This is a genomic window from Sulfurihydrogenibium yellowstonense SS-5 (assembly GCF_000173615.1).
GTDB classification, from domain to species: Bacteria; Aquificota; Aquificia; order Aquificales; family Hydrogenothermaceae; genus Sulfurihydrogenibium; species Sulfurihydrogenibium yellowstonense.
The window spans coordinates 1-10,770 of the sequence record NZ_ABZS01000038.1 but is presented as its reverse complement, the minus strand read 5'-3'; the positions used below and the strand labels follow the sequence as shown (position 1 = coordinate 10,770).

Annotated in this window: 13 protein-coding genes; all 13 read right to left on the bottom strand. The window is 31.2% G+C overall.

The window, feature by feature from the left end; genetic code table 11:
- Nucleotides 1-93 precede the first annotated feature (93 nt).
- Nucleotides 94-1,002, bottom strand: coding sequence for a YihY/virulence factor BrkB family protein (locus SULYE_RS02515; protein WP_043989040.1), 909 nt, complete (start codon nucleotides 1,000-1,002; stop codon nucleotides 94-96).
- Complete coding sequence (locus SULYE_RS02510; protein ID WP_007546183.1) at nucleotides 983-1,276, bottom strand: hypothetical protein; 294 nt, start codon at nucleotides 1,274-1,276, stop codon at nucleotides 983-985. The genes SULYE_RS02515 and SULYE_RS02510 overlap by 20 nt, the downstream gene beginning before the upstream one ends.
- 12 nt (nucleotides 1,277-1,288) lie before the next feature.
- Complete coding sequence (locus tag SULYE_RS02505) at nucleotides 1,289-1,579, bottom strand: hypothetical protein (protein WP_007546182.1); 291 nt, start codon at nucleotides 1,577-1,579, stop codon at nucleotides 1,289-1,291.
- The gene (locus SULYE_RS02500) at nucleotides 1,576-1,806 is read right to left on the bottom strand and encodes a hypothetical protein (RefSeq protein ID WP_007546181.1); all 231 of its coding nucleotides are present in this window, start codon (nucleotides 1,804-1,806) and stop codon (nucleotides 1,576-1,578) included. The genes SULYE_RS02505 and SULYE_RS02500 overlap by 4 nt, the downstream gene beginning before the upstream one ends.
- Nucleotides 1,807-1,818: 12 nt before the next feature.
- A complete protein-coding gene (locus tag SULYE_RS02495; RefSeq protein WP_007546180.1) occupies nucleotides 1,819-2,202 on the bottom strand; it encodes an OsmC family protein in 384 nt (127 codons plus the stop codon).
- A gap of 3 nt (nucleotides 2,203-2,205) precedes the next feature.
- Nucleotides 2,206-2,886 (bottom strand): endonuclease V, encoded by a 681-nt coding sequence (locus SULYE_RS02490; protein ID WP_007546179.1) that lies wholly within the window; start codon nucleotides 2,884-2,886, stop codon nucleotides 2,206-2,208.
- Between the two features lie 39 nt (nucleotides 2,887-2,925).
- Nucleotides 2,926-4,050 (bottom strand): rod shape-determining protein RodA, encoded by a 1,125-nt coding sequence (rodA, locus tag SULYE_RS02485; protein WP_007546178.1) that lies wholly within the window; start codon nucleotides 4,048-4,050, stop codon nucleotides 2,926-2,928.
- Nucleotides 4,050-5,849, bottom strand: a complete 1,800-nt coding sequence (gene mrdA / locus SULYE_RS02480) for a penicillin-binding protein 2 (protein WP_007546177.1) — start codon at nucleotides 5,847-5,849, stop codon at nucleotides 4,050-4,052. The genes rodA and mrdA overlap by 1 nt, the downstream gene beginning before the upstream one ends.
- A complete protein-coding gene (locus tag SULYE_RS02475; protein ID WP_232178561.1) occupies nucleotides 5,836-6,246 on the bottom strand; it encodes a hypothetical protein in 411 nt (136 codons plus the stop codon). Before SULYE_RS02475 ends, mrdA begins: the two co-directional genes overlap by 14 nt.
- Nucleotides 6,247-6,317: 71 nt before the next feature.
- A complete protein-coding gene (gene mreC, locus SULYE_RS02470) occupies nucleotides 6,318-7,103 on the bottom strand; it encodes a rod shape-determining protein MreC (protein WP_007546175.1) in 786 nt (261 codons plus the stop codon).
- Between the two features lie 13 nt (nucleotides 7,104-7,116).
- The gene (locus SULYE_RS02465) at nucleotides 7,117-8,154 is read right to left on the bottom strand and encodes a rod shape-determining protein (RefSeq protein ID WP_007546174.1); all 1,038 of its coding nucleotides are present in this window, start codon (nucleotides 8,152-8,154) and stop codon (nucleotides 7,117-7,119) included.
- 271 nt (nucleotides 8,155-8,425) lie between these two features.
- On the bottom strand, nucleotides 8,426-10,357 hold the full coding sequence (gene thrS, locus SULYE_RS02460) for a threonine--tRNA ligase (RefSeq protein WP_007546173.1): 1,932 nt from the start codon (nucleotides 10,355-10,357) through the stop codon (nucleotides 8,426-8,428).
- On the bottom strand, nucleotides 10,354-10,770 hold a 417-nt coding region (locus SULYE_RS02455), incomplete at its 5' end, for a CdaR family protein (RefSeq protein WP_156784752.1). The genes SULYE_RS02455 and thrS, both read right to left, overlap by 4 nt.

Below are 10,770 nucleotides of genomic sequence, written 5' to 3'. Positions count from 1 at the left end.
CCTGAGGACGTGAGTCCGAAGGATTTCATTATCTAAATTTTATAAAAATCCTAATTTCTCACTTAAAGTAATCCACTAATCATTTATACAGATCTAAACTTTCTCTAAGTAATAAATCATCCTTTCTCCAATTAACAAAATATCGAAACATAACTTTACCCATATAATAAATGTAAAGATAGAGCCCATGGTTAAATAAAGAGGATTGGTTGAAAGAAAGTTTAAAATTAAAAAAGTAAATGCAATTTTTAAAAGAAACATGATTACGCTTATAAAAATTGAAATTGTTAAAACATGTTTAACAAAACTCTTGCTTTTTTCTTGGACGGGTGTAAAAAAATAGTAAATAAGCCATATTATAAGAGCAAAAATAAATACTTCAGAAAGATTTAAAATTATCTGAATCAAACCTAATTTATTATTGATGAATCCAAGGAAATTTTTAATTCTTTCAATAAAAAGAATATCTTTACTTACACCGGAAGAAATTTTCTCAATATTAGAAAATAAAAATTTTACGATAAATAAAAAAACGTAGAAGATAAGAATTAATGTAACCAAAAAAGGTAAGGCTAACATGGATATAATTAAAATTACTTTACCTTCGGCAACCTTTGCCTCGTATATATAACTAAAAGCTTGAGATATGGCTACAAACAGGTCTTTTGAAAAGAATATAGAAAGAAGAATAGTTATAACGATAGACTTTTGAGCAACTTGAGATTGTGAGAGTTTTAAAACAGTATTCAAAAAACTTTCTGCAGAATTAGGAAAGATTTTATAAAGTATGAAATAAATTTCAGAAATATTGATGATTGCAATCAAAGAAATTACAGATATCATGAAAAATAACAATGGAAAAATTGCCATCAAGAAATAGAAGGTCAAGGCTGAAGAATGGTAAGCGTAATTATTTGCTATATAGTCTTTTAATGATAGATACAGAATTTTAAAAGGGGTTTTTACAACCCCTACCTTGTTATTAACTTTCTGCTTTAACAACTTCTTCTAATTTTTTAACTTTCTCTTCAATTTCAGCCAAAGCTTTTTCTTTTTCTTCTTTTGTTAAAGTTTCTTCTTTTTTAATTAAAGAAGTTAATCTTTCAATTAAATCATTAACCGCTGTTTTTGCTTTTTCTGTAAGTTCAGCTTCTTTTAGGTTTTCTTGGATTTCTGATAATTTTGCTAAGATTTCATCCTTTCTTTTGTATGCAAAATATGCTCCTACTGCTCCAAGAACAGAACCTACCGCGATTAACAGTGTTGATTTTTTCATTTTACTTACCTCCTAAGATTGTAATATCTTTTCTAATTTTTTTATTTTTTCTTCTACAATATTAAGTATATCCTCTTCTTCCTCTTTTGCAATCTTTTCAGATTTATCCAAAAACGACTTTACTGACTCTATCACATCTTTTGCCTTGTCTTTGATTTCACTGGCTAAATCGTTATCTTTTATTTTCTTTTCAAGGTTTTCTATTTTTTCTAAAATCTCTTTCTTTCTGTCAGCAACAACATATCCAAATAAAACTCCTAAAATAAACCCAATTAACCCTATTAGAAGGCTTTTGTTTTTCATTTTCTTCTCCTAAGCATTCTCATAAATCCAAAAAATCTACCCATACCCTGAAAGCCTTGAATAAATCCTATAATTTTTGGAGAAATGGTTTTATAATCATTTCTTACATCATTAATCAAGGTCATTAGTTTTATCAAAACAAGTACCCAAACTATAGTTCTTATTAAGGCAAAAATTGCCATAAATATCATTGAAGTTGCAATTATTCCTAAAAATACAGCTTCCATCTTAAAAATCCTTTATACCAATTTAACTTCTATCTCTGGTGCTTTTAACATTGAGTTGCTAACAGTACAACCTCTTTTTCCAATAACAATAACCCTCTCTCTTTGCTCCGGTGTTAAATCTCCATCAAAGGATACTTCTAAGGTTATATATTCATATCTATTTTCTGTTTCATGCTTTTTGCCATGGACGTTTATTTTTAAATTTGATATATTAAGCCCTTTATGTTTTGCATAAGCATCAACTGTTATACCAAAGCAGTAGCCGATAGAAATTAGCATCAAATCTGTTGCGTTGAAAGTGGTTTCTGATAAATTTAAAACAAAATCTTTATTTTCCATTTTACCTAAAAAACCTTTATCTGTTAGTTCTACTATTGCCTTTTTTTCTTCTGCCATTTTTTAACCTCCGATTAGTTTTTTTCTATAGTCAGATAAAAAATTATGTGCTAATCTGACTGGTTCAGGAAGTTTATATCCATTCAATGACTTTATTATAACATAAAGAGAATTTTCTATCGAAATGTTATTTCCCGGTGATATAAATATTGGCTTAGTGTTTTTCTTAGTTCTTAAAGCATAGCCTATTTTTTCATTAGTTTTTGGGTCATATATAAAATTATATGCTAAATCTTGATTTGGTGGGTCTTGATACTTTCCATATAGGGGTGTTTTACCACATCCAATAGAAACTGTGTCAGTAATAACTCCAAAATGTGATGCAATGCCCATCCTCCTTGGATGTAAAATCCCCTGTCCATCAAGGATAAAAACGTCAACCTTTATCTCAAGTTTTTTATAAGCTTCTAAAATAACCGGCAGTTCTCTAAAGGCTAAAAAAGTAGGAACGTAAGGAAAATCTATCTCTTTCTCTGCCAAAACTTTTTCTACAATCTCAAATGATTTTATATCTATTACCACAATCGAAGAAATGGCTAAGGTTGGATTTTGGTAAGGATTCAAAAACGTTGTATCTATCCCTGCAATATATCTTATTTCATCTATATTTATCCTATCTTTTAAAATTAATTTTTTAGATAACTCTATTTGTTGTTTTTTTAGGCTTTCTAAATCTATTTCCATTTTTAACTCCGCCAAATGCTTAAACTTGTCCATTTTCTTTTAATAATTTAAAGCATCTTGACTGTGAAATCTAAAACCTTCTTTTTTGTTTATATATTCGATGTTTAAAACCATCATTATCATTAGACTAAACATTATTAAAGCTGTTCCACCATAGCTTAAAAACGGCAATGGAACACCAACAACAGGTGCCATTCCTACATTCATCGCGATATTTATAAATGCTTGAAATCCGATGATTGAAGCAATTCCATAGCACAAAAACTTTCCAAATAGTTCATTAATCTTCATTCCTATATAAAAAATTCTTAAACTTAAAATAAAGTAGACTGTTAAAATTAAAAATGAAACTACGAAACCCCACTCTTCTCCAATAGTTGCATATATAAAGTCCGTATGCTGTTCTGGCAAGAAGTAATATTTAGACTGTGAGCCTTGAAGATACCCTTTTCCGGTTAGCATTCCAGAACCAATCGCAATTTTAGACTGAATAATATGATAGGCTGTTCCTTTTGGGTCGCTTTCCGGATTTAAAAAAGCTATGATTCTATTTTTTTGATAATCTTTTAAATGTGTCCATATAAAAGGACTTAAAATTATTCCTGTCAACACAAATCCAATTATATATTTAATGTTAAACTTTGCTAAAAATACCATGACCAAAACTGGCAAAACAACAAGAATCGCGCTTCCAAGGTCTGGTTGAGAATAAATTAGCATGAAAGGAATAGCTGATAGTCCCATTATTTTTAGAAAGTCTTTAAAAGATAGAGGAAGTTTTGTGTTAGATATAAAATACGCTGAAAAGATGATCATTGAAAATTTTGCTACTTCTGACGGTTGAAGTTGGAAAAAGCCTAAATTTATCCATCTTTTAGCTCCAAGAATAGAAACACCAAAAAATTTGACCAAGATAAGAAGAATAATGCTTATTAAGTATAAATAAAAAGATATATATCCAAACTTCCTGTATTCTATCAAAAAAGGCAAAAAAGTGATTATAAAGAAAGCAATAGAAACGAAGACAATTTGCTTTATGTATAAATTTGAATACTCATGATAAGATGCACTATAAATGTTAATTACACTCCAAATCAGTAAAAAAGCTGTAAGCAAATAAACAATTGGGTCTGCTTGCTTGATTTTTTTGAATAAATTAAACATCATTCGGTCTCGATGATTTTTTCTTTAAAAATTCTTTTTAATATGTATGCCATTAACGGAGCAGCTACTTTTCCACCACTTTCACCGTGTTCAATAAATACAACGCCAGCTATTTTAGGTTTATTATATGGTGCATAATCTATAAACCAAGCATGGTCTCTAAAATCCCATGCATGATGACGTTTTTTTCTTGTATCATAAGAATACACTTGCGCTGTTCCTGTTTTTCCGGCATTTAGTACAGGAACCCTTTTCAATGCTTTTGCTGTTCCGCTTGGTCCATAAACAACAAGGTACATGCCATATCTTACCGCATCTAAATTCCATTTTTTTATGTTTATCTTTCTTATCATTTCTGGATTTGTATGAACTAATCTTTGAGATTTATTGTCAAAGTAAGCCTTCAATATATGTGGTTTTAATACATATCCGCCATTTGCAATTGGCACAACTATTTTTGTTGCATCAAAAGGTGTTATTGTAATGTATCCCTGTCCGATGCTGAGGTTTACTGTATCTCCGTGAAACCACTTTTGCTTTAAAACTTTTCTCTTCCATTCTTTACTTGGAATTGTTGCAACTTTAACCTCTAAGTCAGGGTTCAATTTTTCTCCCAATCCAAATAGCTTTGAATATTTTACAATATTCTCTACACCAAGCTTTAATCCAACTTGATAGAAGAAGGTGTCGCAGGATGTTTCTAAAGCTTCAGATACATTTATGAATCCGCAACCTCTTTTATCCCAGTTTCTATAAACCCATTTTCCTATTCTAAACTCAGGACCACTGCTTATTCTTGTCTCAGGAGTTATTGCACCTTCTTCCAATGCAGCTATACTAACCAAAGGTTTATAGATAGACCCGGGCGGATATTTCCCCAAGAACACTTTGTTCATTAAAGGTTTATACTTATTTTCTGTTAATTCTTTCCATTCTTCTTGAGAAAAACCTTCATAAAATTTTTGCAAGTTATAGGTTGGATAGCTTAATGAAGCTAAGATTTCGTAAGTGTTTGGGTCTACTAAAACAACTGCCCCTGATGGATGTTTTGAAGAGCTAAAAGCTTCAAAGGCTATTTTTTGTATTCTTATATCTATTGTTAAATAAATATCATTTCCTTTTCTTGGGTCTTTTTCCCATAAAACTTTTTTCTGTCTACCAAATGCATCTACTAATACTGCCTTTTGTCCAGATTCACCTCTGAGCAATGAATCGTAAATTTTTTCTACTCCCGCTTTTCCTACAAGAATGTTTGGAGAAAGATTTGGATTTTCTTTTAACTCTCTCTCTGAAGGATATCCAACGTATCCGATTATATGTGCAAGATAATTTGCTTCTTCCGTGTAAACTCTCTTTGGAACAACTTCAAGATAGAATCCATTGAAGAGATAGTTATAATTATAAAAGTTTTCTATATCCTTCTGAGTTAAATCTTTTTTTATAACAACGCTTGGATATAAGTTTTTTTCAATGATATTTAATGTTTTCTCGTCTAATTCAATGTTAAGATAATTTTTTAGATTTTCCTTTAGTTCTTGCATAGAATAATTTTTCTTAACTATGTATGGGAAAGCTATCAAACTATAGGTTGGAACGTCGTAAGCTAATAAGACTCCATTTCTATCGTAAATTTTACCTCTTGGTGGATTTGAATAAAAAATTTTTATATAGTTCCTGTCTGAAATTTCTCTGTAATGCTCTCCCTTAATGACCTGAAGATAAAACAGTCTTCCTACTAATGCAAAATAAAATACTGTTAGAATAAAAATCAGAAAAGTTATTCTATTAAACTTTATCATATCTTGTTTCTAATATTTCTTTTAGATAATAAATAAGGTATATCAAAACTATATTACTGAGCCAGTAGAAGATTATAAGGTTTGTATCTAAAATAAAAAACTTTGATGTCATAAATCCATATAATTCCTTTATCAATATTATAAAAAAACTAATGCCTGTTATTATCAAAAACTTCATAAATATGTTTGATATTAAAAACTTTTCTTTTAACCGAAAGATTGTAAATGCTACAGATAAATAAATTAAGACATTTATAAAACTTTTAAATGGCATCAGTAAATCCAAAAGTAAGCTACCGATTAAAGTTGTAATTAAAGCTACATCTTCTTTGTCGTAGATAGATAGCCAAAAAATATAAACTAAAAACAAATCTGGAGTAATGTATAAATTAAACATGTTTTTAAAAATTAGAGAAGATTCTATTGAAACAATTATAATAGCTATCAAAATATATTTTAGATAATAAATCATCTTTTGACTACCAGCACAATATCTAAGTTGTATGGATAATAGAACGTTTCAACTTCTACTTCTCTAAAAAACTCTCCTTCCTTAGGAGATATTTTTCTTATAATACCAATTGGAACTCCTTCTGCAGCTTGTGAATTAACTACTGTTGTTTCTACAATATCCCCAATTCTTATATCTTGCTCCGGACGCACATATTTTAAGATTCCTTTGTTTTTTTCTAAACCTTGAAAAAAGCTAATTTCTTGAGTTTTTCTCGTTCTTACAGTTATTTTAAAGTTTTCATCCGAAACGGTTAAAACCTCTGAAGAAAAATCTCCAACATTTTTAACTACTCCTATCAAAAATCCATCTTTTAAAACCAAATCACCTATTTTTATTCCATTTTCTCTACCTTTATCTATAAAGAAAAAATCAGACCAATTGTCCGGAGATATTCCTATAACCTTTGCAATTTCATAATTTTGAATTTGATATTTCTTTACAAAATCTAAAATTGGGTAGGTTTTTTCTATTTCTGAAATTTGATTTTTATATTTTAATATTTCTGCCTTTAGTTTTTGATTTTCTTCTTCAAGATTCTTTAATTTATGATATGTAAAGTTTCTGTCATATAAAAAGTGGTATATATAAGACCATACATCATTGACAAGAGAAATTCCCTTTTGAATTGGATATAAAGCATCTAAACTTTTAGATTTAAAGAAGTCTGATGATAGAATAAAAAAGATTATCGCGAGAGAAATGGCCAATAATAATAACTTTTTATTAACAATCCTTTTCAAGTTTTTTCCATCTTTACTTTATCGATACTCTTCTTATAAGGTCTATGTTCTGTAAAGCTTTTCCTATTCCGCGTGCTACAGCAGTAAGAGGGTCTTCACAGTATACAACAGGAAGATTTGTTTCTTCCATCAATCTTTTATCAAGACTATATATTAAAGAACCACCGCCTGCAAGGACTATTCCCCTTTCAACGATATCTGCAGCAAGTTCAGGTGGAGTTTTTTCTAACGTTGATTTAACTGCATTAACAATTTGAGTAACAACATCTTCCAAAGCTTCTCTAATATCTTTTCCATAAATCACTACGCTTCTTGGCATTCCGGTCATATCCCTTCCGCGTATTTCCATTTTTTTCTCGTCTCTGTCTGATGCTGTAGCAGAACCTAAGTTTATTTTCACATTTTCCGCCGTTTGCTCACCTATCAAAATATGGTAATTTCTTTTAAGATAGTTTATTATAGCTTCATTCATCTCATCACCGGCAACTCTAATAGAGCTTGAGATTACTAAGCCGGATAAAGATATAACAGCTATTTCAGAAGTACCACCGCCAATGTCTACAATCATATTGCCACCCGGCTGGTCTATAGGTAAACCAGCACCAATCGCCGCCGCCATAGGTTCTGCAATTAAGTAGACTTCTCTTGCTCCAGCTTGCTTTGCTGCATCTATAACTGCTCTTTTTTCAACCGTTGTAATTCCGGATGGAACGCCGACCACTACTCTTGGTCGTGGATTTGTTAACCTTGCCAATGGAAAGCTTGTGTGAACTTTTTGTATGAAATACTTCAGCATTGCCTGCGTTGTATCAAAGTCTGCAATAACTCCATCTTTCAATGGTCTAATAACTTGTATATGCTCCGGCGTTTTACCTATCATCTCTTTTGCTTCTTTGCCGATAGCTAATACTTTGTTGGTAGTTTTATCTATAGCGACAATGGAAGGTTCTGTTAAAACTATACCTTTACCTTTAACAAATATTAATGTATTTGCGGTACCTAAATCTATTCCGATATCATTTGAAAAATATCCAAGCACTTTATCTAACATTACCTCTCCTTTACATTTATTTTTTAAGTCAAAATGACAATATTGCGAAGTATTCTAAAATTCTCGTAAGTTTGCCTTTCTATGTCATTCTGAGACTGTAAGCCGAAGGATCTTATGTTTTTAAAAACATGAGATTCTTCGCTTCGCTCAGAATGACATCTTTGAGGTTGAGATTCTTCTCCGGCTGCAGAATGACATTATAGAATTTTTGTCATCCTGAGGACTTTAGCTCAAAGATTACCTATTCAATTTTACAAAATTTACTCTATTCTTAAAGTGCATGTTTATTAGAAATTATTTCTTTAATTTTCGACACAAACTCATCGATGCTTAAAGTTTGGCTTCCCTGTTTGCCTTTTTCTCTAACTGCAACCGTGCCCGTTTCAGCTTCTTTATCGCCAACTACAAGCATAAACGGTATTTTCTGAAGCTCAGCATCCCTAATTTTTTTATTCATTCTTTCATTTCTATCATCCAATTCTACTCTGATATCATTTTCTAATAGTTTTTGTTTTACAGTTTCTGCATATTCTAAATGCTTATCAGCAATTGGTATAATCTTAACTTGAACCGGAGATAACCATACCGGTAAAAATCCTGCATAATGCTCAAGTAATACACCAATAAACCTTTCTATAGAGCCAAATATTGCTCTATGAATCATGTACGGTCTGTGTTTTTGATTATCTTCACCTATGTAGTACATATCAAATCTCTCCGGAAGATTAAAATCAAACTGAATAGTTGAACATTGCCACAATCTGCCGATAGCATCTTTTATTTTAACATCTATTTTTGGTCCGTAAAACGCTCCGCCACCTTCATCTATTTTATAGTCCAATCCTGTGCTTTCTATTGCTTTTCTTAGTGAGTTTTCTGCAATCTCCCACATTTTGTCATCGCCGACGTACTTCTCTGGTTTTGTTGATAGATATACTTCAAACTCATCAAACCCATAAGATTTAAGGGTATTTAGCGCTAAGTTTAAGACTTCTCTTATTTCATCTTCAACTTGGTCTTCTCTGCATATGATATGTGCATCATCCTGAGTGAATCCTCTAACTCTCATTAGCCCATGTAAAGCTCCACTTCTTTCGTATCTGTAAACTGTTCCAAGTTCTGCAAGTCTGATTGGAAGTTCTTTGTAGCTTCTCTGTTTTGATTTATAAATCTCGACATGGAAAGGACAGTTCATAGGTTTTACATAGTATCCTTCTTCTTCTATTTGCATTCTTGGATACATGTTTTCCTGATAGAGAGATAGATGTCCGCTTGTTTGCCATAGCTGTTCTTTTCCAACATGAGGAGTGTAAACTAATTGATAACCTCTTTTTAGATGCTCTTTTTTCCAAGCATCCTCTATTTCTTTTCTGATAATTGCACCCTTAGGTAGCCAAATAGCAAGACCGCCGCCAATCTCTTCATCTATTAAAAACAGCTCAAGGTCTTTTCCGATCTTTCTGTGGTCTCTTTTTTTAGCCTCTTCAAGCATATTTAAGTAATCTTTAAGCTCTTTTTCGCTCCAAAATGCAACGCCGTATATTCTTTGAAGCATTGGGTTTGTTTCTTTTCCTCTCCAATATGCTCCTGAGACATATATCAGTTTAAATGCTCCTGCTTTATCGGTTGAAGGAAGGTGTGGACCTCTGCATAAATCTACGAAGTCGCCCTGTTTGTATAATGAAATTGGCTCTCCTTCCGGTATGTTATGCTTTATTATATCTATCTTATAAATTTCCTTTTTATTTTCAAAGAATTTAATAGCTTCTTCTCTTGGAAGCTCAAATCTTTCTATCTGATATCCCTTTTTGATGATTTCTTTCATTTTTTCTTCAATTTGTGGAAGGTCTTCATCTGTAAGCCTTTTTCCTTCTATTTCGACATCATAATAAAATCCATGCTCCGTTGTTGGACCTATACCTAAATGAACATTCTCATCTCCGTAAATCTCTTTTAAAGCCTGTGCCATGATGTGTGCTAAGGAATGTCTGAGTATTTCAAGGCTTTCTTTATCTTCTTTTTTTAGAAATTTTAGATTTCCGCTTTGATTGATTGGCGTGTGTATATCAACGATTTCACTGTTTAGTTTTCCACCAACAACATCTTTAAATTTTCCGTTAAGATTTTTTAAAATATCTTTTAATGTAATTCCTTCGTTGAAAGTAAATTTTTGATTCAAGTCTTCTATGAATATCTCAATCATCTAATCTCCTCTTCAGGCTGTTTTTGGTTAATTTTCCGTGCATATATTATAACATTTTCAGGTCTTATTGAAGCCACCTTAATCTTTTCGGATGGCAGTAGCACTTGTACAGGCAAAACGTTTTTTCCTTCTTTCAACTTCTTACCATCGACATAAATTGAAATGTTTGTTAATTCTGATTGGTTTAGTACATTTTTCCTTCCTTCTAATACAATGCTTACCTTTTCAGGTTTAACACTTTTTACTTCAATATCTGATGGTATATTTATTATGTCTATATATCCATGAATTTGATATTTTGCATTTGAGTATGACGAAATGTTTATCCACATTAATAGCGCTACAAAAAAAGATAGTATTTTCAAATATAGATTGTTAAATAATATTAACCTTAGCTTTTTTATGGTTTTATT

Coding starts and splice junctions, on each gene's coding strand:
- SULYE_RS02505 (WP_007546182.1), bottom strand. CDS start 1,579: ATGAAAAACAAAAGCCTTCTAATAGGGTTAATTGGGTTTATTTTAGGA.
- SULYE_RS02475 (WP_232178561.1), bottom strand. CDS start 6,246: ATGTTTAATTTATACATTACTCCAGATTTGTTTTTAGTTTATATTTTT.
- mrdA (WP_007546177.1), bottom strand. CDS start 5,849: ATGATAAAGTTTAATAGAATAACTTTTCTGATTTTTATTCTAACAGTA.
- SULYE_RS02465 (WP_007546174.1), bottom strand. CDS start 8,154: ATGTTAGATAAAGTGCTTGGATATTTTTCAAATGATATCGGAATAGAT.
- SULYE_RS02510 (WP_007546183.1), bottom strand. CDS start 1,276: ATGAAAAAATCAACACTGTTAATCGCGGTAGGTTCTGTTCTTGGAGCA.
- rodA (WP_007546178.1), bottom strand. CDS start 4,050: ATGTTTAATTTATTCAAAAAAATCAAGCAAGCAGACCCAATTGTTTAT.
- SULYE_RS02495 (WP_007546180.1), bottom strand. CDS start 2,202: ATGGCAGAAGAAAAAAAGGCAATAGTAGAACTAACAGATAAAGGTTTT.
- SULYE_RS02500 (WP_007546181.1), bottom strand. CDS start 1,806: ATGGAAGCTGTATTTTTAGGAATAATTGCAACTTCAATGATATTTATG.
- SULYE_RS02490 (WP_007546179.1), bottom strand. CDS start 2,886: ATGGAAATAGATTTAGAAAGCCTAAAAAAACAACAAATAGAGTTATCT.
- thrS (WP_007546173.1), bottom strand. CDS start 10,357: ATGATTGAGATATTCATAGAAGACTTGAATCAAAAATTTACTTTCAAC.